20 protein-coding genes are annotated in these 24,609 nt (G+C 55.2%); 10 read left to right on the top strand and 10 right to left on the bottom strand.

Annotated features, from left to right (window positions below; translation table 11 throughout):
* The first annotated feature begins 31 nt into the window (after positions 1-31).
* The 5 genes from QHL1GM_RS10720 (at position 32) to QHL1GM_RS10700 (ending at position 6,843) form a co-directional block, all read left to right on the top strand.
* Positions 32-1,015 (top strand): TRAP transporter substrate-binding protein, encoded by a 984-nt coding sequence (locus QHL1GM_RS10720; protein WP_071694471.1) that lies wholly within the window; start codon positions 32-34, stop codon positions 1,013-1,015.
* Positions 1,016-1,122: 107 nt separating this feature from the next.
* Complete coding sequence (locus tag QHL1GM_RS10715) at positions 1,123-1,686, top strand: TRAP transporter small permease (RefSeq protein WP_071695975.1); 564 nt, start codon at positions 1,123-1,125, stop codon at positions 1,684-1,686.
* A gap of 122 nt (positions 1,687-1,808) precedes the next feature.
* Positions 1,809-3,113, top strand: coding sequence for a TRAP transporter large permease (locus QHL1GM_RS10710; protein ID WP_071694470.1), 1,305 nt, complete (start codon positions 1,809-1,811; stop codon positions 3,111-3,113).
* A gap of 257 nt (positions 3,114-3,370) precedes the next feature.
* Positions 3,371-6,046 (top strand): GGDEF domain-containing phosphodiesterase, encoded by a 2,676-nt coding sequence (locus QHL1GM_RS10705; RefSeq protein ID WP_071694469.1) that lies wholly within the window; start codon positions 3,371-3,373, stop codon positions 6,044-6,046.
* Positions 6,047-6,126: 80 nt separating this feature from the next.
* Positions 6,127-6,843 (top strand): HAD family phosphatase, encoded by a 717-nt coding sequence (locus QHL1GM_RS10700; RefSeq protein ID WP_071694468.1) that lies wholly within the window; start codon positions 6,127-6,129, stop codon positions 6,841-6,843.
* Here QHL1GM_RS10700 and QHL1GM_RS10695 read toward each other — a convergent pair.
* The 7 genes from QHL1GM_RS10695 to QHL1GM_RS10660 form a co-directional block, all read right to left on the bottom strand.
* Complete coding sequence (locus QHL1GM_RS10695; RefSeq protein WP_254795288.1) at positions 6,836-7,624, bottom strand: sulfite exporter TauE/SafE family protein; 789 nt, start codon at positions 7,622-7,624, stop codon at positions 6,836-6,838. The two genes, QHL1GM_RS10700 and QHL1GM_RS10695, sit on opposite strands and share 8 nt — an antisense overlap.
* Positions 7,625-7,708: 84 nt before the next feature.
* Positions 7,709-9,064 carry a magnesium transporter gene (gene mgtE, locus QHL1GM_RS10690; protein WP_071694467.1) on the bottom strand — a complete coding sequence of 452 codons (1,356 nt, stop codon included), beginning with the start codon at positions 9,062-9,064 and terminating at the stop codon, positions 7,709-7,711.
* Positions 9,065-9,575: 511 nt separating this feature from the next.
* Positions 9,576-10,535, bottom strand: coding sequence for a hypothetical protein (locus QHL1GM_RS10680; protein WP_139245608.1), 960 nt, complete (start codon positions 10,533-10,535; stop codon positions 9,576-9,578).
* A gap of 179 nt (positions 10,536-10,714) precedes the next feature.
* Entirely contained in the window at positions 10,715-11,434 is a 720-nt protein-coding gene (locus tag QHL1GM_RS10675; protein ID WP_071694465.1) for a hypothetical protein, read from the bottom strand.
* Positions 11,431-12,099, bottom strand: coding sequence for a hypothetical protein (locus tag QHL1GM_RS10670; RefSeq protein WP_139245607.1), 669 nt, complete (start codon positions 12,097-12,099; stop codon positions 11,431-11,433). The genes QHL1GM_RS10675 and QHL1GM_RS10670 overlap by 4 nt, the downstream gene beginning before the upstream one ends.
* A 28-nt stretch (positions 12,100-12,127) precedes the next feature.
* Complete coding sequence (locus QHL1GM_RS10665; RefSeq protein WP_139245606.1) at positions 12,128-12,967, bottom strand: SH3 domain-containing protein; 840 nt, start codon at positions 12,965-12,967, stop codon at positions 12,128-12,130.
* Between the two features lie 277 nt (positions 12,968-13,244).
* Entirely contained in the window at positions 13,245-13,619 is a 375-nt protein-coding gene (locus tag QHL1GM_RS10660) for a YbaN family protein (protein WP_071694462.1), read from the bottom strand.
* Between the two features lie 270 nt (positions 13,620-13,889).
* Between QHL1GM_RS10660 and QHL1GM_RS10655 the strand changes: the two genes are divergently transcribed.
* Positions 13,890-16,025: a PhoX family phosphatase gene (locus tag QHL1GM_RS10655; protein ID WP_071694461.1), complete on the top strand. Its 2,136-nt coding sequence runs from the start codon at positions 13,890-13,892 to the stop codon at positions 16,023-16,025.
* A gap of 69 nt (positions 16,026-16,094) precedes the next feature.
* Here the strand turns inward: QHL1GM_RS10655 and QHL1GM_RS10650 are convergent, their stop codons facing one another.
* A complete protein-coding gene (locus QHL1GM_RS10650; RefSeq protein ID WP_071694460.1) occupies positions 16,095-16,430 on the bottom strand; it encodes a hypothetical protein in 336 nt (111 codons plus the stop codon).
* Positions 16,431-16,615: 185 nt separating this feature from the next.
* Here QHL1GM_RS10650 and QHL1GM_RS10645 point away from each other — a divergent pair, with 185 nt between their 5' ends.
* Positions 16,616-17,509, top strand: a complete 894-nt coding sequence (locus QHL1GM_RS10645; protein WP_071694459.1) for a LysR substrate-binding domain-containing protein — start codon at positions 16,616-16,618, stop codon at positions 17,507-17,509.
* Positions 17,510-17,581: 72 nt separating this feature from the next.
* On the opposite strand, the gene QHL1GM_RS10640 is transcribed toward QHL1GM_RS10645, so the two are convergent.
* On the bottom strand, positions 17,582-18,253 hold the full coding sequence (locus QHL1GM_RS10640; protein WP_071694458.1) for a TetR/AcrR family transcriptional regulator: 672 nt from the start codon (positions 18,251-18,253) through the stop codon (positions 17,582-17,584).
* Positions 18,254-18,354: 101 nt separating this feature from the next.
* Here QHL1GM_RS10640 and QHL1GM_RS10635 point away from each other — a divergent pair, with 101 nt between their 5' ends.
* The 3 genes from QHL1GM_RS10635 to QHL1GM_RS10625 all read left to right on the top strand — a co-directional run bounded on the left by QHL1GM_RS10635 (position 18,355) and on the right by QHL1GM_RS10625 (position 23,713).
* On the top strand, positions 18,355-19,515 hold the full coding sequence (locus tag QHL1GM_RS10635; protein ID WP_071694457.1) for an efflux RND transporter periplasmic adaptor subunit: 1,161 nt from the start codon (positions 18,355-18,357) through the stop codon (positions 19,513-19,515).
* Positions 19,502-22,576 (top strand): efflux RND transporter permease subunit, encoded by a 3,075-nt coding sequence (locus QHL1GM_RS10630; protein ID WP_071694456.1) that lies wholly within the window; start codon positions 19,502-19,504, stop codon positions 22,574-22,576. The genes QHL1GM_RS10635 and QHL1GM_RS10630 overlap by 14 nt, the downstream gene beginning before the upstream one ends.
* 207 nt (positions 22,577-22,783) lie before the next feature.
* Positions 22,784-23,713, top strand: a complete 930-nt coding sequence (locus QHL1GM_RS10625) for a sensor domain-containing diguanylate cyclase (RefSeq protein WP_071694455.1) — start codon at positions 22,784-22,786, stop codon at positions 23,711-23,713.
* Here QHL1GM_RS10625 and QHL1GM_RS10620 read toward each other — a convergent pair.
* Entirely contained in the window at positions 23,710-24,471 is a 762-nt protein-coding gene (locus QHL1GM_RS10620) for an SDR family NAD(P)-dependent oxidoreductase (RefSeq protein ID WP_071694454.1), read from the bottom strand. The genes QHL1GM_RS10625 and QHL1GM_RS10620 overlap by 4 nt on opposite strands.
* Between the last annotated feature and the right edge of the window lie 138 nt (positions 24,472-24,609).

The following is a 24,609-nucleotide window of genomic DNA, read 5'->3' as shown; positions in this document are numbered from 1 at the left end:
CACTACTAAAATGAACAAGAGGGTACTCACGATGCGCAAAACATTAACGTCCACACTGTTACTGGCCACGGCCTGCGGTTTAACGGCGACGGCACACGCCGCGGAATGGACCATGGCCACGCCCTATGGGGATGCCAGCTTTCATACCCAAAACACCAAACAGTTTGCCGAAGATGTTGCTGAAGCTACCGACGGCGAGTTAACCATTACCGTGCATAGCAGCGGCGCGCTAGTAGCACACGGGGAAATTAAACCGTCGGTTCGCCGTGGCACCATTGATGCGGGTGAGGTATTCCTCTCCGTTCTTTCCAATGATGACCCTATTTTTGAAGTGGATACTCTGCCGGGGGTAGCGGGCAGCTACGATGAAGCCTACGCACTGTGGGAAGCCACCAAGCCGATGATCACTGAACTTTTTGCCGATGAAGGGCTGATTCCGCTCTACGCGGTCGCTTGGCCTGCACAAGGTATCTATACCTCTGAACCCCTTACTGACCCCGAGCAGTTTGAAGGCTTACGCGTCCGTGCACCCAACATCAATACCCAGCGTTTTGTCGATAACCTGGGCGGCAGCCCCACCGAAACCGAAGAGTCTGATATTCCCACTGCATTTAGTACCGGGCGTGTGGATGCCATGATCACCTCAAGCTCTACGGGTAACTCTATGGCGGCGTGGGACTACGTCACCGATTACACCGACGCTAACCTGTGGCTGCCAAAAAATATTGTCTTCATTAGCCAACGTAGTTTCGATGGCCTAGATGAAGCGACGCAAGAGGCTCTAATGGAAGCCGCCGAGCGTGCTGAAGAGCGTGGTTGGGAGATGAGCCGCGAAGATAACGAAGCCAGCTTGACCGTTTTGCAAGAGAACGGTATCTCGGTTTCCGAGCCAAACGAAGCCGTTTCAGAGGCGCTCCAAGCAGCTGGCGACCAACTTTTTGAAGACTGGCAGTCGCGTGCTGACGACGAAGCCAAACAGGCGCTGGAATCCTACCGCGAGCAGCGCGACAGTTAAGTGCTGTTTTAATGTCTCTTGCAGCGGGGGTGGCAACGCCTCCGCTGCCTTTTCCCGCGTGCTTTTTCCTAAGTGCTTTTTCCCGCGTACTTCGTGAGGCTGCGACCATGAGGTTTAAATTCGACAAGCTCTATCGGCTGGGTGCTTGGGGTGCGGCGACCTGCATGGTCGCCATTTGCGCACTGATCGCGCTTCAGGTGACCTTCCGCTTGCTAGATGCGCTGCTGGTGCTGGTCGGGCTGAGCCGCCTGGGTCTGAGTATTACCGGCGTTTCGGAAATTGCTTCTTATCTATTGGTGGGGGCGACCTTTCTGGGGCTGGCCTACACCTTTGTGCATCACGCCCACATTCGCGTGACGCTGTTGATAACCCGACTGCCGTCGGCTATCCGTGTGTGGTTTGAAGTGTTTTGCCTCGTCATTGCCCTGGCGATCAGCCTAATGCTCAGTTACGGCCTAATTGGGCTGGCGAGAGAGAGCCTGCAATACAACGATGTATCTTCAGGATTCGTATCGATCCCGCTCTGGATCCCCCAGCTTGTGCTCGCGACCAGCGTAGGGCTGTTGTGTTTGGCGCTGGCAGAAGCTCTGTTTATGGCGCTGCGGATTGCCATTCGCGATCCGGCGAGCTTTCGTGAAGCAACGGCCCCAGATGAAAGCGAGGGCCCCTAAATGGCGACGTTAGCTATGTTGTTGAGTACGTCGTCTTGGTTGAGTACGCCCCGGTTAGCTAATGCATTATTAACGGGGCCACTGTTAACACTGCCTCTACCTTTTAAACTGGAGAGATCCTCGTGCTGCTACTAAGTCTCGCCACCATATTCACCCTAGTGATTCTGCTAGGTAGCGGGGTGTGGATCGCCTTTGCCCTGATCGGCACTGCCTGGATAGCGCTAGAGTTCTTTAGCTCATTCTCGCCAGGCTCTATTTTGGCCTCAGATTTTTGGGGTGCCAGCTACGGTTGGGATCTTACCGCGCTACCCATGTTTATCTGGATGGGGGAAATTCTGTTTCGCTCCGGGCTTGCGGACAATATGTTTCGTGGCCTGTCACCCTGGCTAAACCGCCTGCCGGGGCGTTTACTGCATACCAATATTATTGGCAGCGGCATGTTTGCAGCGGTATGCGGTTCTTCTGCCGCCACCTGTGCCACGGTGGGTAAAATGACCCTGCCGGAACTTGAGCGGCGGGGCTACGACAGCAATATGGCGATTGGCACCTTGGCCAGCGCCTCTACTCTGGGGCTTTTGATTCCGCCTTCAATCGTACTGATCGTCTACGGCGTGGTCACCGAACAGTCGATCTCCAGGCTGTTTATGGCCGGTATTGGCCCGGGACTGATGATTCTGGCGATGTTTATGAGCTACCTCATTTTGTGGGCATTGCTCAAGGGCAACCGCGAAGGACTTACCGGCGGGGATGAATCCGGCATGAGCTTTGTTGAAAAACTGCGCAATACCTGGTCACTGGTGCCTATTCTGCTGTTGATCGGCGGTATTATCTTTTCAATCTATGGTGGGTTAGCGTCGCCCACCGAGGCCGCAGCGGTCGGTGTGGTGCTGTCGATTGTGATTGCACGCTTTAATGGTCACTTTGATCGCGACATTTTTAAAAGCTCGCTGTTTGCCGCCGTGCGTACCGCCTGCATGATCGCTTTTATTATTGCCGGTGCGTCGTTTTTGACCTCGGCCATGGGCTTTACCCAGGTGCCGATGAAGCTGGCACAGGCGATTGGTGAAATGGGGCTTTCACCCACCATGCTGCTGATTGCGCTTACCTTACTGCTGCTGGTGATGGGCTGTTTTCTTGATGGCATTTCGCTGATCCTGCTAGTCACCGCGATCATTATGCCGTTGGTGAGTGCCGCCGGGTTCGATCTGATCTGGTTCGGTATTTATCTGGTCGTTGTGGTCGAAATGTCGCAGATTACCCCGCCGGTGGGCTTCAACCTGTTTGTGATTCAGGGGCTAACCGGTAAAGATATTCTGACCATTACCAAAGCCACGTTGCCGTTCTTTCTACTAATGCTGGTAGCGATTGCTTTAATGCATATCTTTCCGGGTATTGCTCTCTATCTACCTGAAGCAATGACTCGGTGAGGCGCTCTTAAAAGGAGAAGTGTTAAGCATGAACTAGAGAAAACGCGCTGTCCGGAGCGCTTGATGGCATGCATGTTCTGACCAGCCATCATGACGGAAGTTATGGACTTTACTAAATACCTAGTTAGTGTAGGCATTGTCATAGATGGAACGTTTAAGTGTTTACGCTAGCTGTGAGTACTGTGTAAGTCGAAGTGCTTTATACAGATCAGTGACGAATACCCCACTGCCCCAGAATTAGAAAAGTGAGTGCAACAATGCACACAAAGAGCGACGCGGCCGATATATTTCGCCAGTTGGCAGAGGGTGTAGGGCACATTGGGAGCCCTCGCTTTTATGCAACGCTGGTGGAGCGCTTAGCGTCGATACTCGGCGTTGATCATGTGCTAGTAGCCGATATTACTCAACTGCACCAAGCTGAAACGTTGGCCGTCTGGTCAAATGGGGGGTTACTCGGCAATATAACGTATTCGCTGACTGGCACCCCTTGCGAGACCATGTTGGGCCGCGAGAGCTGCATTTATACGTGTGATGTTCAGGCACACTTTCCTGACGATAAACTGCTTTATGAACTAGGTGCCGAGAGCTATTTAGGGCGGGCGCTCTATGCGCCTGATGGCGCGCTAATTGGCCTGTTAGCGGTGCTCAAAAACTCCCCCATGCAGTTGGGGGAATTAGCCAATGAAATACTGCAAATCGCTGCCGCCCAGGCGGGGGCGGAGCTAGGCCGACAAAAGGTGGAACAGGCATTAAGAGAGAGCGAGGAGATCGCGCGGGAAAGCGAGCGCCGCTTGGATACGCTACTCAACCACCTGCCGGGAATGGCTTATCGCTGTCTGAATGACCGCAATTGGACTATGCAACTGGTGAGTCAGGGGGCCGAAACGTTAACTGGGTATCGGCCCGACGAGTTGCAAGATAATCGGCTAACCAGCTTCGCTGCCCTGATGCATCCTGACTATCATGACAAGATCTTTCGCGAAGTGCAGTCTGCAATAGACAACAAGCGGCCTTACCGTGTGACCTACCAACTGCGCCATCGCGACGGTGGCTACCGCTGGATGTGGGAGCAGGGTCAAGCCGTCATGGATGAGGCGGGTGGCATCGTCTGTCTTGAAGGCTTTATCTCTGATGTGACCGACCAGCAAGAGTCGCAGCGGGTGCAAAACGCCGTGGTTCAAGTGGCTTCTACGGTCACTACCCAGGTTGGGGACGGTTATTTTCAACAGTTGATTGCTACCTTGGTTAAGGTGCTGGAAGCCGACGCCGGTTTTATTGCACTGCTGCATACCTCGCCCCAGGGCGATGAAAACGTCTATGGGCAGGCAACGACTGTCAGCATGGTGGTTGAAGGGGCGCAGCGTGAACAGCACACCTTTGCGCTGCGAGGCTCGCCCAGCGAGCAGGTGGTGCTGGCGCGTGAAGCGGTCATGCATGACGGCCCGCCGCTGTTGTTACCAGGCACACTGCTACCTACAAGAGCATGGATTGGGCGGCGTTTGGATAATGCCAACGGCGAGGCCATCGGCGTGATGATGGTGTTTTACCGCCAGCCGCTGACCACCAATGCGTTCGCCACTTCTGTGCTGCAAATCCTCTCGACCGGTGCTGCGGCAGAGCTTGAGCGTCGTCGCGACCATCGTCATATGCACCAACTGGCCTATACCGACAGTACCACCGGTTTACCGAACCGCGTCCGTTTTATGGAGTTGCTAGCGCAGATGTGGCAAGTGGCCCAGCAAGGCGAACGCGGGCTTTCGCTGCTGTTATTGGATATCCGCCGTTTTAAAGAGGTCAATGACCTGCACGGCCACCAGGTAGGCGATCAACTGCTGGTGACAGTGGCCGATCGTTTAGCGCAGATTAGCCGCTCATATGGTTCGCTGGCGCGTTTAGCTGGGGATGAGTTTGCCCTGCTGGTGCCCGATACCGCCTACAGTGACATAGGCAACCTTGTCGAGCAGTTACGCCTAGCAGTAAAGCCGCCGCTTCATCTTGAGCGGCGTGTTTTTCACCTTGATGTCAGCATCGGTTTTGCTCATTACCCGCAGGATGTGAGCGAATCGGGCGAGCTATTTAACGCCGCCAGTATCGCCCTCCACCATGCCAAGCGGCGCGAAAAAAGTATCTGTTCCTACACCCAAACGATGCGTCACGCACTGCAGCGACGCCAGCGGATGACCGAGCGACTCAGCGCGGCAATCACTGAACATCAGTTAGAACTCTACTTTCAGCCCCAGGTGAGCCTTACCAGTGGTCGGTTGACCGGTGCAGAAGCCCTGTGCCGCTGGTACGACGCCGAGTGGGGCTGGGTAAGCCCCAGTGAGTTTATTCCCCTGGCCGAAGAGCGCGGTTTGATCCGCGTCCTGGGGGACTGGGTAATAAAGGAGTCTGCTAGGCAGTTACTGGTATGGCGTAACCAATATGGGGGAGGGTTGCCAGGGAGGCTATCGATCAATATTTCCGCCCAACAGTTTGCCGACCCAGAGCTTACCCGCCACATTGCGCAACTCACCGCCGGTGTTTCGCCGAGCGCTATCTCCCTGGAGCTCACCGAAAGTGATTTTATGCGCGACCCGGATCAGGCCGTTGAGATCACCCACACCATGCGCCAAGCGGGCTATGCACTCTCTATCGACGATTTTGGCACCGGCTACTCATCGCTTTCCTACTTACGGCGCTTCGCCGCCGACGCACTGAAAATTGATATCTCCTTTGTGCGTGAAATGCTCGATAACCACCATGACCGCACCATCGTGCAGACCATCATCGCCATGGCAAAAGCGCTAGAAATGAAAACCGTGGCCGAAGGCGTTGAAACCCGCGATCAAGCGAGTTTGCTTGCCGAAATGGGCTGTAATGAAGCCCAGGGGTATTGGTTTGGCCGCCCGCTACCGGCGGATAAGTTTGCGGCGCAGTGGCTTAATACTTAGCCTTCTCTTAGCGTCATCGTCCTGTCATCACCTGTGGCATACCCTACGCGCCGCCAACCCGCGATGAAAGGAGTGCCCCCATGCGCCTGGCCCTGTTTGATCTTGACGATACCCTCCTGGATGGAGACTGCAGCGACCGCTGGAATTTATGGATGATAGAGCAAGGTTGGATCAGCGATGCCGAAGCCTTTATGGCGCGGGCGGAGCAAATGCACCAGGCCTATCACGCGGGGAAGTTAAAGCTTGAAGAGTATTTAGCCATGACGCTCGCGCCACTGCGGGGGCGTCGTGTGCTAGATGTGCAAAAAGAGGTCGAGCGCTTTGTCGCCACACACCTGCAACCGCGTATTTTTGAACAAGCCTGGGCCTGCCTGGAAGCGCATCGTAAGGCTGGCGATACACTGCTACTGATTTCCGCCTCGTCACGTCATCTGGTCGAGCCGATAGCGACCACCCTGGGCATTGAACACGTGCTGGCGGTAGAACTAAGCGTGGAGCACGGCCTCAATGAAGACGCGCGCTATACAGGCGGCAACGAGGGTATTTTTTCGTATCGCGGCGGCAAGGTGCTGCGCTTAAAACAGTGGCTGACCGAACAGCAGATCACCCCTAGCCACACTACCTTCTACTCAGACTCCCGCAACGACCTCCCGCTGCTGCAGTACGTCGATTGCCCTGTAGCGGTTAATCCCGACCCAGTACTCTCTGAGGTGGCTAGCGTTGAAGGTTGGCGACGTTTAGATTGGCGTGCGAAAAACCAGCAACCAAGTCGTCTCTCTCAGGCATTCACTAAATAGCCTGATAAATCAGATTAAAACCGACTAAAAACATCGCTAAAATCACCAGTCGGTAGAACAGCATTTCGTTGACGCGGCTTTGCAGCCAGAGCCCGTTGCGCACACCGATCCAGGCGATGGGCACCAGCAGCAGTGAGGCCCAGGCGCTGGTGACGTTGATTTCGCCAAGCCACATATATGGCGCTAGCTTAATCACGTTGACCACCGCAAAAGACACTGCGCAGGTGGCAATAAAGGTCTCTTTAGACAGTTTGCGCGGCAGCAGGTAGACGTTTAGCGGCGGCGCGCCCGCATGGGCCATAAAGCTGGTAAAGCCGCACACGCTAGCCGCGGGCAGCGCCCAGCGAGTGGAGATGGGCTTCTTGGCAACGGGCTTCAGCAGCATGTAGGCCGCGAACAGCAGCGTGATAACGCCCAGCACCAGGCGCAAGCCCTGTTCGCTCAAACTGTCAAATAGCAGTGTACCCACCGCCACGCCGATAAACAGCCCTGGTACAAAGCGCCAGACCTCGGCGGCGGCCTGCTTACCCCACCACGCCTTCACCGCAAATACATCCATCACTAGCAATAGCGGCAGCAACAAGCCCGCTGCCTGGGCGGGGCTGATCGCTAGCGCCATTAGCGGTACCGACAGCGTGCCGAAACCGCCCGCGAACCCGCCTTTTGAAACGCCGGTCAGGTAAACGGAAAACGCAATTAACAACCAGGCGATGACGGAGTAGTCGGGGAGCATTGAGGCCTCTGGATATGCAAAAAAATGAACCACAAAAAAGCCCCGCATTAGCGGGGCTCGTTAGCATAGCATTAGATAAACGTTAGCGGGCGAATAGAGTGGCGAGTCGCGTGCATCATTGAGTGGCCTTGATCACAAAATAATCAGCGTCGCGAGCCCTAAGAATGACAAAAAGCCAACCACATCAGTAACGGTCGTCAAAATAACTGCACCGGATAGCGCGGGGTCAATCTGCAGCTTTTTCAACACCATGGGAATCAGTACGCCGGATAAGTTGGCGAGACTCATATTGATAAAGATGGCCAGGGTGATCACCAGCGTGATCATGGCGTCGCCAAACCAGATATGGGAAATTAAGCCGACCACTAATGCCCACACCAAGCCGTTGCTCATCCCTACCCACATCTCTTTGTTATAAAGCCATTTTATATTGTTACCCGCGAGCTGGCCCAGTGCCAAACCGCGTATGACGACGGTGAGGGTTTGACTGCCTGCAATACCGCCCATGCTTGCCACCACCGGCATCAAAATGGCCAGCGCCACAATTTGATCCAATGCCGCTTCGAATTGGCCAATAACGAAGGCCGCTAAAAAAGCCGTTAACAGATTAATGCCCAGCCAAATGCCGCGACTTTTTGCGCTGCGGGTAATTGGGGTAAATACTTCCTCTTCATTACTGACGCCTGACATATGTTTTAACGTCATATCAGCGTCTTCTTGAGTGATTTCTAAGACGTCGGCAGAGTTTAGCTGTCCTACCAATAACCCATCGCTGTCGCAGACGGGCACAAAGTGAAGCTCTTTAGAACGCAGCAAAGCTGCGGCATCACTGACTTTCATTTGATCATTTAGGGTAAAAAAATCATCCATATAATCATCAACCACGGCGTCTTGTGGTTGTTTGATTAAATCAATCAGGGTCAAGGTGCCGAGTAGGCGTTTATCCTTATCCGTAATCATGATTTGCTGCGACTCATCGTCGAGCAGGTGATGGATGCGGATATAGCGCTGCACGGCCTCCAACGACACGCCTTGTTTTACATTAACCGTTTCGGGGTCCATGTAACGACCCACCACGTCGTCCTCATAGGCATGAAGATTCTCTACCTGGGCGCGAATATCTTGGTCTAAGCTGGCGTAAACGCTGGTTTTTATGGCCTCGTCAGCCACATCCAGTACTTCCGCAACTTCTTGAGCATCCAGGCCTTTAACAATTTGTTCTACGTCGCTGGCCGATAAGTCCTCGATGTAATCGGCACGGATGTCTTCGTCAACTTCTGCAAGAACCTCGCCGACTAAATCGTCGGGCACATATTCCCAAAGGAAATCTCGTGTTTTGGCCGGGAAGGATTCAAGTGTTCGCGCGATGTCTAAAATATCGAGTTCAGAGAAAAACTCTTGTAGGGCCGCTGTGTCTGGGGTGTCTAAAAGCTTTTGCAGATAGAGTAGCAGCTCTTCGTTATTGGTATATTTTTCATCATCGCGCATAGCGTCCGTCCTTTTTGGAAACTAGGTGTTGAAGGCAATAAAACTGCAAACTCTTGGCCGGCTCGCTTTGTTGATTTTATAGACAGGCTTAGTTAAAAGCCACGTGATTACCATAGGCTATACGCTGCTGGGCTGAAACAGGCAGAGCACCTGTGCCAATCATTTCATCGGCAGTGTCGGCCGGGTAAGCGTAACTTATATGAAACCCTGCGGCGCTAGGGCGCGGATAATCCACTGGGTGCCGGTAAAGCGTTGCGTTTCGCCATGCTGGTCGGTGAGCAAGCTGAAGGCGTTACCATGATGCAGGCGAGCAATGTATCAAGCCCGGGTACCTCTGCGTCGGGCAGCGATACGGATCATGGAGCAAGATCGTCAACGATGAGGAGAGGGGGAAGTGTGGAAGGCATGACGTATCCCCATTAGTAAAAATCCGTTTATGGGACTGCGTCAGGTGGTCTCGACCCATTAGGTGTCGATTTAATAGGTGTTTCTGAGTCGTGATTGCCTCCCGCTACTGTTGTGACGATGTAGGCAGGTGGACATTACGCCGAGGAAAAATAAACCTCAGAATCCATTGAAGCAGCAAATAAATCATCGAGAGCAGCACTGGTACCACTATTTGAAGCGTAGGCTCCGCAAAAAACATATCCCACGGTCCCGGCTCCATTTCTAGGAGATGGCCACCAAAGCGGCTGACCTTTAACGTTTTGCCGGTGGCATGGCAAGCCACTGTAATGCCCGCCACCTCTTGTCCAGCTGCGGAGAATACGCAGGCCGTATCCGCCGGACTGCCAGTGGCATCTGTTACCCAGACCTCATCGCCAAGCTGTAGATCTAGCTCCATTACGGGATAACGCAGATCCGAGAACAAGCGTTTCTCCATCACTACCACATGGCCAGCTCGCAGTACTGGGGGAGGCTCTCCTATGGAAGCCGCGTAGGTCTCGCTACCAATGGCACCGACCGCCAGTAGGCTGCCATTAAAGGGAAATTCTCCTATGTGCACCTGAAGTGAAGCAGAATCTGCCCAGTGCCAAGTAATATCTTCGTTTACCAAATTTTCCAGGGTTACCACAGGAATGGCACGAGACGACTCTTTATTCTCTCCTGGCGCTTCTTCCTCCTGCTGTGCTTCATTCTGCGCGTCGAATAATGCCCCATAGGATGTGGGCTCACCCGATTCATGCGCCTGGAGTGTTATTTGCAGCGCCCCGTTCCCGTAGCGCACCATACGCACATTCGTGCGGGGACCAATCTCTAGCAGACCGCTGAATGAAAAAGAATCCACGGGGATCTCATCTAGGGGGTCTGCATCCCCCAACATTGCATCCACCTGTTGAGCGTACCAACGGGTCGCACTTACCCCTGTCGTGACCATATCCAGAACTTCGGTATCTGCGACGATATGGAAGGTGCTGGGTTTGCGTAGTATCTCAAACAGCAAATAGACCACAAAAGGAAGCAACACCAAAGAAAGAACCAATCCAGCGGCTGGGCGCCACCTAATCCGCTTTACTGAAATTTTTTTCTCCTTCTCCCTATCAATCGAGCAGCGCTCCAAAGGGCGCCACCGAAATAGTTCTTCGGAACTCTTTTTCTCCTTCCCCTTTGCAATCCAAAAATGCGCGCAAAGGAACCACAGAAACCATTTCATGGTGCTAATGGGAAGGGTATCGGGGGGGCACGGTTCGGGCCCTGAAGGCGAACCAGCACGGTCTGACCGAATAGCGGTACACCTTGACCACTAAGTTCAGCAAGATCGATCATGCACTGACGGTCAAAGGCGATACGCTGAGGATCAGGAATAATTTCACATTCAACCGCTTGCGGCGGTTTGCTCTCGTAAGGAACGACTAGAAAGGCCTGCATACGGCTGCTGTTGATCATTACGGCCAATCGCTGAGCTTCCTTGGGGCGCTCCCAGGAAACGAGCAAGATATGCTGAGTTGGTTGCCCGGGATCGCAGCTGCGTTTTACTTCGGCCAGAGCCGTTAGCACGTTCGAGCGATCTTCTGCATAGAAAGTAGGTTCGCGGCTCTCGAACGTCACCCGCAGTAGAAATGGAGTTTCACCCGCTTCCAAAGGCGCTCGCAACAGCCCAGTATAGCGCCCATCTCTTGCCAACAGTGATAGGCATATTTCTGCTTCCTGGATATCCAGGTCTGGTGGCACCATTATAAAGAGTTCTTTGCCGCTGGGTTTGCCGGGATGCTCAAACATTGCACCAGCGAGGGGCCTTCCCGAAATCGGCACAGTGGAAGAAAATCCCTCATCCATCACCCAGGCAGCGACCTCCCGCTCGGGGAGCGCCTGGGCGCTGGCTAGGCTGCTAAGCAGTAAGCCTAACCCAAGGCCCCACCATGCCGTCATGATAAACGGACTCTGGCCGGCAGGCTGGCACTGTTGTCGTTAGCATTGTCCTCACCTCTATGCGGAGCACCTATGTAACAATCCAGCACACCAGCGAGTTCAGCACCTGACAGTTCACTCAATGCTAAAGCGCAGGTGTACCCATATCTGCCGTAACTATCTCTATAAGCTTTTAGCTCAAGTCGTAAACCACCGCGGTCTAGTTGGCCCACGAAGTCACTATCGCGAATGGCAGCTGCTCGAAAGCTCCCGGTAATCTGGTCGTTAGCAGGGTTGATTTTTAACTCATCGAGCGTCAGTTCGCGCCATAAACTGTACGTATAGGCTTGGGCTTGGTTGGCTTGATTTGGCTCCACCACTTCCACCACTATAAAGTCTCGACTGTTAATCAAATGACGCAGGCCTGCTGTTTTTAGTCGCACGTCATCGCTACTTAGTGCTGTCTCTATGGCCATGCTGTTTAGTAGCGGATCCTCACCTTTCATCACTTCTTCAAATACTGCCAAGCGTACCGCGGCACTATCGTCGGCAAGTAGGTTGCGTACCCGATCAATGATCCCGGCCCGTTCCTGGGCGGCCTCAAGGCTAGCGAGATCCAGTGCCATCAGCGGAGTACTGCTTAGGGCTAGCACTAAGCATATCCAACAAACGCGAACATATTTCATCAGAACCTCTCCCGCAGGTTTGTTATTGTCAGCGCTCGGTGGTGTTGCGAACGCGCACGTAGCCATCTCGGGTTTGCCACCATGGCAGCCCTGTTACCTTGCCAATCACCTCAACGCTCTGACCTACACTCAGCCAGCGCACCACAGGTGACCACGGGCTGGGGTCCTCGCGAATCGCAGTGCGAGTTGTAACAATGGCTACGCTGCTGTGCGATTCAACAGGCAAATGAGATGGCGGAAGTTGCCCCGGGCCAGGTGTGTGGAAGAAGCGCGCCACAATATGGCTGAGGGCATCATGACGATAAGCCTTGACCAGGCCGTTCTCGGTGGACAGCACCATGCCGACCGGTTGGCCATCCAATAGCAATTGCGACCCACTGACACCTTTGAAGGCCTCGTCCACTTGATCGACCGTTCTTACCTCCACATAGCGGTCATCCATTCCCATGAAGTGCACTGGGTAAACAACGACACCGCCTGTCTCTCGGACTCGTAATATTGACCCCTGTAGGCTACGTGATACGGCTTCGGTCAGGATTTCATCAAGGTTATTGATTACCGGCCAGCCCATGCCGCAAGTGATTTTGCCTTGCGATGCTACTCGTATTACTGAGATGTCGTCGCCGAAGGTGGTTTCAATCGACGCCGGTGCCCAGACGCGGCCTGCCGACATCACTTTGAGCCCCAGGCCAAAACCGATGACATGCTCGGGTACGATGGCAAAGCATTCTCCACTACGCACACGGAGTACGCCTTGTCCTATCTCTTCACCTTGAACCAAAACTGGGGCTGCAGAAGCTACTAGCCCAGTTGCTAACAATAGATAACCGGCCACAAGCCATTCCACCATCGCACGCATTCGAGCCACTACCATTTCTCCCTACTGAGCCTTTATAACCTTAGCTCGGCCGCGCAGTGTGAATTTTTCTTAATATTAGTAATTTGACACTGTGTGCGAGGATGTAATTTTATGTTAACTTTTATTTCAATTTAGCATCGAAGCGTGGGTTCATCAATGTCTGGATGAGTAGTAGTAAGTGAAAGCGCCAAATATTGGATGCACCGGCCAGTGCCGGTGAATTTCGGCAGAAAGCCCAATTCACCACGTGCACAAGTTGAACTTGTTGAGTCAGCCAGCCGTAAACTTAAGGCGAAGAGGAGGGCTCTGGCCGGGTGGCCAGCCAAACGGCAATCAGCATCAGTAGGGCGATCACCCCCCAGCGTATCCAGCCGGGGCCGAGTGACCAAGCAGTGATCAGTGCGCTCAACGCTATCATGCTAACGGCCGCTAACTTAGCACGTCGGGGTATGGCGCGTTCGTGTTCCCAGGTTACCAGTAGCGGGCCGACATAGTGACGGGAGCGGATCCAGGCTTCAAATCGCGGTGAGCCTTTGGAGGCACAGTAAACAGCCATTAGCATAAACACGGTGGTAGGCAGCAGGGGCAGAAAAACCCCTAGTACACCGATGCTAAAACTCACCCCTGCCAGCACTACCCACATGAGGCTGATCAGTCTCATTCTTGCTCCCAAATTGGCACGCGGTGACGCATACATTGTCCGTTACGTATGGATAAGTATGGACTTATATTATGGCTTTGCCACTCACCGGGATAGGACTCGTTGGCAAAGTCCTAGGGATTCCTCAATTGGGTTTAGGGGAGTAAGTGCTTAGCACTCTGAACGTTCTTCATCTAAATGCAGGCAGGCCGTCATCGTGCTGTCATTTAGCTTCTTTAGTGTCTCCTAACGTTCAATCGTTGACCTACAAACGATCAGGGGGAGACCAAAATGAGTAAAGAGATCGAAGATCATCGCCTGTTTAACCGCAGTGGCAACCAACCTTTCGCGGCAGTATTGGCGCGCCATGTATCTCGGCGTGATGTAATGCGTGGTGGTTTGAGCATGGCGGCTGCCTCGATGCTCAGTTTTGGTGGTGCTGCTCAAGCGCTTGCCTCAAACAGGACGCAAAAAACACCCCTGACGCTGGCGTTTGAGGCGGTTCAAGGGTCCCGCACCGATGCCGTGGTGGTGCCGGAAGGCTACGTTGCCCAAGTCTTGGTGCCGTGGGGGGCACCGCTGAAGCAAAGTGTTACCTGGCAGCCCGAACAGCCGATGACCGCTGAACGTCAAGCAGAGAGTGTGGGCATGCACCATGATGGCATGGCCGGTTTTGCTCTGGATACCGACAACGCCTCACGCCGTTTTGTGCTGGCGCTCAACAATGAGTATATCGACCAAGACGCGCTATGGGCGCCCCAAGGTGGCCCCACTAATGCCGATAAGGGCCAGCGCCCAGCAGAGGAGTCGCGCACCGAAATCAACGCTCACGGTGTCACCCTTGTCGAGGTCGAAAAGGACGCCAGCGGCCAATGGGCGCACGTGCCGGGCTCGCGCTATAACCGCCGCCTCACCAGTGCGACGGTGATGGAGCTTTCTGGACCAGTCGCGGGCAGTGACTACGTCAAAACACGCTTTTCGCCTGAGGGCACTCAAACCCGTGGTACCAACAATAACTGTGGTAACGGGGTAACGCCCTGGGGCACCTATATTGCCTGTGAAGAGAACTGGCCCGATATCTTTGTGAACCGCGGCGAACGGTTTCAGGACGATGCCCGGATTGGTATTCCCACCGATAAAAGCCGCTATGGTTGGGATACTTCGGCAGGTGATGCCTCTGAACAGAATGACGAATTTGCTCGCTTCGATATTGCCCCGCGCGGCGAGCGTGCTGAAGATGACTACCGCAACGAAGCACGCACGTTCGGCTACCAGGTGGAAGTGGATCCCTATAGTGATGCATTGGCGGTTAAGCGTACGGCACTTGGGCGTTTCCGCCATGAAGGGTGTTGGTTAGGCAAGCTGGAAGCCGGTCAGCCAGTGGTTTACTACTCGGGGCACGATGCCCGCAACGAGTATGTATACAAATACGTCTCCAACGCTGCCTGGGATCCCGCCGATGCCAACCGCCCAGGTGAAGAGTACGATCGTCTTGCCATTGGCAACAAATATTTGGATAACGGCACCCTCTATGTGGCCCGTTTCCATGCTGACGGCAGCGGCGAATGGCTGCCGCTAACGCCTAGCATCCAAACGCGCGATGGTCGCACACTGGCGGCGGCGTTGGGGCTAGCCGACGACGATGCGGCAGGTATCATCATCAACACCTGCGATGCAGCGGATTTGTTGGGCGCCACGCCAATGGATCGTCCTGAGTGGGCTTCCGTCGATCCGGCATCCGGTGAGGTGTATCTCACCCTCACCAATAACACGCAGCGTACCGCTGAAGATACATCCCCAACCTACACTAATGACGGTGAGCGTCTGGAACAGGTGGGTGTTGGTTACGATTTAGCGCCCACCAATGCTGCCAACCCTCGCGCCAATAACGAAGCGGGGCATATTATTCGCTGGCGCGAAAGCCGGTTGCCCAACGCCTTTACTTGGGAAGTGTTTGTGTTTGGCGCCGCCGCTGACGATGCCGATAATCACTCGGGCCTGACAGAAATGAATCAGTTCGCCAGCCCCGACGGGCTCTGGTTCGACGAGCGAGAGGACGGTCAGGGTATCCTCTGGATCCAGACCGATAACGGTTATGATGGGATAACCGAGTACACCAACGATCAGTTGCTTGCCGTGGTACCTAATGGGCTAGACGACATCCAGGGAACCGGCCCGGTGATTAACAGTAGCAACCAGCAGCAACTAAAGCGCTTTGCGGTAGGGCCGAACGGCTGCGAAGTCACCGGTATTTTTGCCACGCCGGATAAAACCGCGCTGTTTATCAACATTCAGCACCCCGGTAACTGGCCCGCCGATGGTAGCGAGCTGGTGCAAGACGCCACCGTTGCAGCCAATGGCCAAGTACGTCCTCGGGCATCGACCGTGGTGATTCAGAAACGTGACGGTGGCCCGATTGGGGTTTAAAAAAACCAAGCGTTATTAAAGGCTTCATTAAAAGCTTCGAACCTCTCTCGGGTTCGAAGCTTTTTTATTCTAGGCTGGCTGAGCCTGACGCTTTTTCTGCCGGGCTTCTAGCGCCTGAATGGCATCGACCCTTAATGGCAGCTGGCTAGCCCAGAGAATATCTTCGCGGCTATGACCCATATCCCGCAGTAATTGGTCGTCGCAGTCCAGTAGCGGCAGTATGTGGCGGCGGAAAAGCCTACGCCGCTGGAAATGCCACCAGCCCATATCGAGCGCACGAATTAGCCTCATAGACGGCATAGCAGGCATGCAAAAATGCAGTTGTGGTGGCTTGGGTGGCGGCGCCAAACGGCTAGCTTTTTCCCAGGCGTGATGGGCATGTTGGGTTGGAGCTTCATACTTCATTGCGCACCTCCATTTTCACAGCAGCTGTGCAGTCAACGGCGCCAGGACACCAACTGGGCAGCTGTGTTCTGTGATTAATAAGTGGGAGGGTCGCGACCTCTGATTATCAGCTTGGCGCTTAGCTTTGGATCAATCAAACGAAAAGATCTACACTGAGTGTTAAGATTTTCTGAAAGGTGGGCGTGATGAATCAACTATCGACCATGGCTCCCAACCGGGCTGCCTTACCGCTACTGGATAGCGAGGTGCTGCGCACCTTTGTGACGATTGCGGAGAGTGGCAGTTTCACCCGCGCTGCCCAGCAGCTATTTCGCACCCCTTCTGCGCTGAGCATGCAGATCAAACGTCTGGAAGAAACGCTCGGGCAAACGCTGTTTGTGCGCGAGGCACGTTACGTACGCTTGACTACCGAAGGTGAAGTCCTCCTGGGCTATGGACGGCGACTGCTTAAACTCAATGCGGAAGCCGTTACCCAATTCTTAGCCCCCACCATAGAAGGGCGCGTGGGGCTGGGGGTAACGGACGACGTGGTAGGGCGTATTCTGCCCACGGTGTTAGCTCAATTCGCCCGCTCGCATCCAGCGGTGCAGGTCGATGTCGTGGTTGGGCGCAGCAAAGATTTGCTCGCCCAGTTGGATGAGGGGGAGCTGGATCTGGCACTGGTGATGAGCTTGGAGCCTGGTCAGGCGGCGCGCGGCGACGTCGTCCATAGCGAACCATTAGTATGGGCGGGCCGTGAGGATGGTGTTGCCGTTCAGCGAACGCCATTACCGGTGACCTTGGCCCAGCAGGGGTGTGCGTGGCGTAGGATCGCGCTCAACGCCCTTAATCATGCCGGAATTAATTACCGGATCGCTTACTCCTGCGACCACTGCGCAGGACAGGAAGCCGCCATGCTGGCCGACCTAGCCGTGACGGCTTTTCCGAAAAGCTTGGTTCGACCGCCGCTCAAACGGCTCAACAACGAATCACTTCCGCCACTAGGGGATTATCAAGTGGCGCTGGTGAAGCGTGCAGGTAGTGGTGATGCCAGCGAGGTATTGGCAGAGCGGGTGGTAGAGGCATTTCGAGAGGGGTGAATTCATAAGGAAAGCCAGCCATTGACTTTGCTATCGGTCAGTAACGTATCGTCCTGCCCTCCCGTGGACAGATTATCTAAGGACGCTACCTTGATTGGGCTTCCCATACGCCGCCAAAAACACATCCACAGCGCTACTGATCTGATGATGCAGCTCTTCAACGCTGGGAGGGTGACGAACGCCCATGCGGACTTCTGTGACCAGCATACCTTGCCACATACTGCACAGCTGGTTGGCGGCGAGCGTGGTCGCGCCAAGCGTTAAATGACCGGTTTGGGCTAACCCCTCCAGTTTCTCCTGCAACCACTGCTTAGTGGCCCAAGGACCTGCCTCGAAAAAAGCCTGTAGTAGCTCAGGATACTGCTCTCCCTGAGTATTCATCACGCGCTCAACGGCCAGTACATGGGGTTCTAATAAAAAACGCACAAGGCTCAAGCCGACCTCGATCAGCGATTGGCGCACCGCCTCGTGGGTGTCGGGCAGGTTATCTAACCCACGGCGGATGGTGGCGGTTTCACGACGGATCACACTGCCAAACAGCGCCTCTTTAGTCACAAAGTGACCATACACTGTGACTTTGGAAACGCCTGCTTCTCGGGCAACGGCTTCCATCGTTACGCCCTCTAAGCCGTGGCGAAAAAAAAGACACGCTGCTGCATCCATCATGGCATCCCGTTTAGCCATATCCTTTGGTCGGCCAGCGCGGCGTTTTGGTTCATGCGATGTATGTTGAGAATCTGTCATGCGGTGCAATCCGTGCCCATCGTGTAAATAAATATTGAACGTACGCGTACAAATATTATAGTGAACGGTATCGTTCAAGAATAAACCATTTCGGGGCCAACATGGGCACTCCTCTAAAAACTTCCTGGAACCACCGGATTCGCGGCACGCTGGCGGCGCTGCTGATGGTAGGTGCCACACTGGCGGCGGTGTTTTTCCTTTCTAGCCAGCACAGCAGTGCTCAGCAGGCCCGCCAGCAAGGCGTTGATAACGCCCTGCTACAGGTGGCGACCAAGGCCCTGGAACAAGCCGAACAGCTGCAGCGTGATGTGCGCTTAACCGGACGTGTGGTGGCGCGCCAGTCGGTATCGCTGGCGTTCGAACCTGCGGGGCGGGTCAGTGCTGTGTCAGCAGACAGAGGCGATGCGGTTGAACAGGGGGATGTGCTTGCCACACTGGATACCCGCCGATTGGAAAGCCGCTTAGCGGAGGTCGCCGCGCGCAGCGAAGAAGCCCGCGCCAGCCTCGCCCTGGCTCAGCGCCAGGAGGAGCGTGAAGCGCAGCTAAACCAGAATAATTTTGCCAGCCGCACCGCGCTGGATCAGGCCCGGACAGATCGATTGACCCTTCAGGCTCGTCTTGCGGCGCTGGCAGCCGAGCGCGATAGCCTTACCGCCGATCTAGATGACAGCACGTTAAAAGCGCCCTTTGCGGGACGAGTGATCGAGCGCCATATTAGTGTCGGCAGCTTGGTGAGTAGCGGCACTACTGCTTTCGATCTTATCGATGTCGAGCAGTTAGAAGCGCATCTTGGCTTACCCGCCGCGCTGGCCGCGACGTTTGCTCCAAATGAAGCCGTTGAGCTGACGGTGAATGGCGAGGAAGTCCACGGAGAGTTACGTGCCCGGCTCCCTCAGGTTGATAGTGATAGCCGCACCCAGACGCTGGTGGTATCGCTGGAAGCTTCAGACCACGCCGTGCCCGGCGATCTGGCAGAGCTGCGCTACACGATCACAGAGCCCGCAAGCGGATACTGGGTGCCGTTGGATTCCCTGCAAGCCGCTGACCGTGGCCTGTGGAACGTATTGGTGGCCGAGCCGTTAGAGAATGATCACTACCGTGCGGCCCAGGCCAGCGTGGAGCTACTGCATAGCGAAGGCGACCAAGCCTTTGTGCGCGGCACGCTAGCGCCGGGCATGCGGCTGATTACCAGCGGCACTCATCGGATCACGCCGGGACAGCGGGTCACGCTAAGCGAGGAAGTGGCCCATGAAGCGTCTTGAGTGGTTATTTAACCGGCGATTGTTAGCGCTCGCCCTGGGTCTTCTTGTCGTCGCTGGGCTGTCGGCCATTCAAACGCTGCCACGCGCGGAAGACCCTCACTTGGTGGCGCGCATGGCCACCGTATTAGCGCCTTTTCCGGGCGCCACTCCTGAGCAGGTTGAAGCTTTAGTGGCGCGTCCCATTGAGGATGAACTACGCACCATCGCTGAGATTAGCGTGCTGGAATCCACCTCACGCCAGGGCATTGCGGTGATTAGCCTTGAGCTTGAGGACGCTGTGACCAACGTAACGCCGGTGTGGAGTCGCGTGCGAGACAAGCTGGCCGATGTTGCCCCTACGCTGCCTGACGGCGTTCAAACGCCGGAGCTGCTGGATGATCGGGGCTACGCGTTTAGCATGGTGGCCGCACTGCGCTGGACGCTGGATTCGCCACCCAATGTCCAACTGATGGAGCGCTACGCCGAGCGCTTGGAAGCAGCGTTTAGAAACGTCGCTGGCACGGAGTATACCCACCGCTTCGGCGTGGCGGGGGAGCAGGTAGAGGTGATCGTTAACCCGCTTGAACTGAACGCCCTGGGGCTTTCCGTCGGGCAGTTAGCGGCCACGATTAAGGCAAGCGATGGACGACGTGCCGCAGGTGAAGTGGTCACCGACGGCCACCGCCTGACGGTGGGGTTAAGCGGTGAGTTCGATGCGCTCGATAGGCTAGGTGAGATAGAAGTCGCGACTCGGCAGGGGCAAACCGTAAGACTTGGCGAGTTAGCTGAGCTACGCCGCGGCGTGCAAGACCCGCCAGCCGCGGTGGCGCTGCTTAACGGCGAACGAGCGGTATATGTTGGCGCACGCATGGCACCCGGCCAGCGAATTGATAGCTGGGTGGAAAAAGCACAGCAGCAGTTAGCGGCATTCGCCGATGAGTTGCCTGTCGGTATAGAAGTTGAGGAGGTTTTTGAGCAGGCCAGTTACACCCACCAGCGCTTAAGTGATGTGGCAGGCAGCCTACTGATGGGGCTAGTGCTGGTAGTGGCGATCCTGTTCCTCACCATGGGCTGGCGCTCGGCGGTGACAGTGGGGTTGGCGATTCCCGCCACGGCTCTGCTGACTCTGGCTCTTTTTAAGCCGCTGGGTATCGATATCCACCAGATGAGCATTACTGGCATTATCGTGGCGCTGGGGCTGATGGTCGACAATGCCATTGTGATGACCAACGCCCTGCGCGAGCGCTTTTTGAAAGGCGATTCAGCGCTTGCCGCTACCCGGGACACGCTGCGCCACTTAGCGGTGCCGCTGCTGGCCAGCACCTTAACCACCATATTGGCGTTTATGCCGATTGTGTTGATGCCAGGCCCTGCGGGGGAGTTCGTGGGGCCCCTGGCCATGGCGGTGATGGTCGCGCTGGTAAGTTCTTATCTGGTCTCGTTGCTGCTGGTGCCGGCGTTGTCGCCCATGCTGTTAGCCAAGGTTGCCGATCACCCTCCACCGCCTCGAGATAACGGCGTCAGCGGTATGGTCAAGCGCGGCTTTCGCCGTACTGTACGCAGCGCGCTGCGTCACCCGTGGGCCGCCATGATTATCACCCTGTGCGTGCCGGTGGGCGGTATGGCGTTGATGCCCACGCTGGATGTGGCGTTTTTCCCACCCGCAGACCGCGACCAGTTTCACATTGAGGTGCGCTTGCCCCCCGCCAGCAGTATGGCCAACACCGAAGCACTGGCCCAGGAGGTCGAGGCCATGATTCGTGAGCTGCCGGGCATTACCCGCGTCTCGGCGTTTGTGGGGGAAAGCGCGCCAATGATGTACTACAACGTGCTCACCAATGAGGATAACAACCCGGCATTTTTGCACTTAGTGGTAGACACGGCGTCTTTAAAAATCACTAACGAACGGGTGCCCGCCTTACAGCAGGCGCTCGATCGGCGCTTCCCCCAGGCCCAAAGCGTGGTGCGCAAGTATGAACAGGGTCCGCCGTTTAAAGCCCCGATTGAGCTACGTGTCTATGGTGATGATCTAGCGGTGCTGTCATCGCTGGGACTTGAACTAGCGGGCCTAATGCATCAACTGCCTCAGGTTACCCATGTGCGCGCTGGCATGCAGCGTGACTTGCCCAGGTTAACCCTGGATATCGATCACACTGCACTGAGTGATGTGGGGCTAACGCCGCAGCGTCTAGCGGAACAAGCGGGGGCCGCGCTCTCGGGGCAATTAGCAGGCATGCTGCTGGAGGACACCCAGCAACTGCCTGTGCGGGTACGCTACGCCGATGAGTGGCGCACTAACACAGAACAACTGGCGTCGCTGCGCTTGGCCAGCGATCAAGTGGCAGAGGGCCTGCCACTGGCGGCGGTGGCAGAGGTATCACTCATGCCTGCCTGGAGCGTGATTACCCGCCGTAACGCGGAACGGGTGCAGTTGGTGCAAGGGTATCTGGTGGCCGACGCTCTTCCGGCTGTCTCTATGGCCCAGCTGGATGCCAAGCTTCAGGCAGCGTTGGCGTCGGGGGCGTTTCAATTGCCCCCTGGTTACCGGATCGAAACCGGTGGTGAAGCCGCCGAGCGCGATGAAGCCGTGGGCCAGCTACTTGCCTCGGTGGTGCTGCTGGTTATAGCCATGGTGGCCACCGTGGTATTGGCGTTTAACTCTTTCCGGCGGGCCGCCATCGTGTTTATTGCCGGGGCCCAGGCAATGGGCATGGGCATTGTGGCGCTGCTGCTAAGCGGACATGCGTTCGGTTTTGTAATTATCGTCGGTATTATGGGGCTGGTGGGGGTAGCGATTAATGCCACCATTATTATTATCGCCGCCTTTGATGACGACGCAGCCGCCCGCCAAGGCGATATCGACGCCATGCTGGCGGTGATCAGTGGCCCCACCAGCCGGCATATCGTTTCGACCACGATCACTACCTTTGCAGGCTTAATTCCGTTGATGTTGGCCACCGGCGGGCTATGGCCACCGTTCGCGCAAACCGTGGGTTTTGGACTACTCTTAGCGACGCTGGTGTCGTTTTTCTTTACCCCTGCGCTTTATCGGCTATGGGTATCGAAGCCTGTTGGCTCATGAAAAGTGCAGCACAAGATACTTCGCCAAAATATTTTAAGCGGGATAGTCCGCGTTATGTTAACGATCTGTAATTAATATTACTATTTTAGTAATTTATGAGAGGGTTGTGGCGTATTATCTCGTGGTGGCAAAGGTGGGCCTTTCAATATGCCCACTGACATTTAGCACCAAGACCGCACGACTATTTTACAAGGATGAGTAAATAGCATGTATCAACACTATGGACAGCCAGGGTCGGAACCTGATGAGGAGCGGCCAGGACACGCGGTGGCGATTCTCAGTATGCAGGCAAGTGTACCTGGCATTCACATCGTGGACGTCAACACTGACTATCAGCGCTTGTGGGGCGGCAGCCGTGAAGATTGGTTGGGCGCAGCCCCCATTGTGGTTGAGCAAGAGGCGGCCAATCAACAGATTGTTGCCCAACTGGGCGATGAGATAAATGCCAATGCTAATGGTGGCTTTGAAGGCATCAGCGGTCGTGAAGTTTCCCGCCGTCATGATGGCTCACGGCGGCATATCGAGTGGCGAATTACCGCGATGGGGCCGCGCTATAACAGCGCCACGACGCTGGTGTTAACTCAGCGCGATGTGACCGAGCAGATGGAAAAAGAGGCCCAGCTTAAGCGGCTTGCCACGACGGATATGTTAACCGGACTGGTTAATAGATCGCAGTTTGATGCGGTACTGAAAAGCGAAGTCAACCGTCAACACCGCTACGCTCGACCCCTCTCTTTGATCATGCTGGATCTCGATTATTTTAAACAGATCAATGATAGCTACGGCCACGATGTGGGTGACCAGGTGTTGGTAGCGCTTGCCGATTTGCTTAAGTGCAATCTACGTAAAGCGGATTGTTGCGTACGGTGGGGTGGTGAAGAGTTTATGCTATTAGCCCCTGAAACCTCTCTTGAACAGGCTGTGCGGCTTGCTGAGAAAATTCGAGGCGCGATCAAGCACACCGACTTTCCTATTCAAGGCAGCGTCACGGCAAGTTTTGGTGTCGTCGAAGTTCATTCGCAAGAGCCGGTCAAAAGCGTAATGAAACGAGTGGATAACGCCCTTTATCTAGCCAAAGAGAAAGGGCGCGATCGCGTTTCAACGGGTGGCTTATTAAAACCGGCGAAGCAGGCTTAAGCCGGGTCGCGATCAATCGCAAACGCTGACCATGCCTGACGAACGGTCATAATTTCCAAACGGTTGATGTTGATATGGGCGGGCAGTGTGGCCAAGTAGTAAAGCTGCTCGGCAATATCTTCCGCTTGGAGTGGCGTCGTACCCCGGTAAAGTGCATCCGAAGCGGCCTGGTCGCCTTTAGTTCTGACCAGCGTAAACTCAGTTTCCGCCATGCCGGGCGCTAGATCAGTGACCCGCACGCCAGTACCTAACAGATCGCAGCGCAGGTTATAGCTGAACTGTTGAACAAAGGCTTTCGACGCGCCATACACATGCCCGCCTGGATACGGCCACTGACCCGCCACCGAGCCGAGATTGAGAATACTCGCGCCTTTACCGGTTTTCAGCAGCAGCGGCAGCGCCGCGTGTGTCACATTGACCAACCCGGTGATATTGGTGTCGATCATGGTGTGCCAATCCTCCAGCGCCACCTTTTGCGCCGGTTGCGGTGCTAGTGCCAAGCCCGCATTGTTGATTAAACAGGTGAGTGGCAGAAACTCCTCTGGCAGGCCACTAATCGCCGCTGTTACCGCGTCATTGTCGCGGACATCCAGCGCCAGTGTTAGCACTGGCACCTGCTTGGAAAGCTCCTCCTCGAGTGCTTTTAGGCGCTCTACGCGTCGTCCGGTTAATATCAGCGACCAGCCCGCTTTGGCAAAGCGCTGGGCAGCCGCTTTGCCAAACCCTGACGTCGCTCCGGTAATAAGTACGCTAGGCATTGCAGTATCTCCACGTTATTCAAGCTATTTAAAGGCAAATAATTAAAGGCGATGGGCGCGTTCTTACATCACTGTAAGCAACGCTGGTTCAAGCCTTTAGAGCCAGTTAGCGGCTGCCATTGTGACATCGCTGTTTTC

It is taken from the genome of Halomonas sp. QHL1 (assembly GCF_001882345.1).
Taxonomy (GTDB): domain Bacteria; phylum Pseudomonadota; class Gammaproteobacteria; order Pseudomonadales; family Halomonadaceae; genus Vreelandella.
Note: the sequence above shows the minus strand (reverse complement) of the source record. Positions and strands in the feature narration are given on the sequence as shown.

Coding starts and splice junctions, on each gene's coding strand:
- QHL1GM_RS10695 (WP_254795288.1), bottom strand. CDS start 7,624: ATGCGGGGCTTTTTTGTGGTTCATTTTTTTGCATATCCAGAGGCCTCA.
- mgtE (WP_071694467.1), bottom strand. CDS start 9,064: ATGCGCGATGATGAAAAATATACCAATAACGAAGAGCTGCTACTCTAT.
- QHL1GM_RS10635 (WP_071694457.1), top strand. CDS start 18,355: ATGGGCACTCCTCTAAAAACTTCCTGGAACCACCGGATTCGCGGCACG.
- QHL1GM_RS10715 (WP_071695975.1), top strand. CDS start 1,123: ATGAGGTTTAAATTCGACAAGCTCTATCGGCTGGGTGCTTGGGGTGCG.
- QHL1GM_RS10700 (WP_071694468.1), top strand. CDS start 6,127: ATGCGCCTGGCCCTGTTTGATCTTGACGATACCCTCCTGGATGGAGAC.
- QHL1GM_RS10630 (WP_071694456.1), top strand. CDS start 19,502: ATGAAGCGTCTTGAGTGGTTATTTAACCGGCGATTGTTAGCGCTCGCC.
- QHL1GM_RS10705 (WP_071694469.1), top strand. CDS start 3,371: ATGCACACAAAGAGCGACGCGGCCGATATATTTCGCCAGTTGGCAGAG.
- QHL1GM_RS10655 (WP_071694461.1), top strand. CDS start 13,890: ATGAGTAAAGAGATCGAAGATCATCGCCTGTTTAACCGCAGTGGCAAC.
- QHL1GM_RS10675 (WP_071694465.1), bottom strand. CDS start 11,434: ATGACGGCATGGTGGGGCCTTGGGTTAGGCTTACTGCTTAGCAGCCTA.
- QHL1GM_RS10650 (WP_071694460.1), bottom strand. CDS start 16,430: ATGAAGTATGAAGCTCCAACCCAACATGCCCATCACGCCTGGGAAAAA.
- QHL1GM_RS10620 (WP_071694454.1), bottom strand. CDS start 24,471: ATGCCTAGCGTACTTATTACCGGAGCGACGTCAGGGTTTGGCAAAGCG.
- QHL1GM_RS10625 (WP_071694455.1), top strand. CDS start 22,784: ATGTATCAACACTATGGACAGCCAGGGTCGGAACCTGATGAGGAGCGG.
- QHL1GM_RS10720 (WP_071694471.1), top strand. CDS start 32: ATGCGCAAAACATTAACGTCCACACTGTTACTGGCCACGGCCTGCGGT.
- QHL1GM_RS10645 (WP_071694459.1), top strand. CDS start 16,616: ATGAATCAACTATCGACCATGGCTCCCAACCGGGCTGCCTTACCGCTA.
- QHL1GM_RS10670 (WP_139245607.1), bottom strand. CDS start 12,099: ATGAAATATGTTCGCGTTTGTTGGATATGCTTAGTGCTAGCCCTAAGC.
- QHL1GM_RS10640 (WP_071694458.1), bottom strand. CDS start 18,253: ATGACAGATTCTCAACATACATCGCATGAACCAAAACGCCGCGCTGGC.
- QHL1GM_RS10660 (WP_071694462.1), bottom strand. CDS start 13,619: ATGAGACTGATCAGCCTCATGTGGGTAGTGCTGGCAGGGGTGAGTTTT.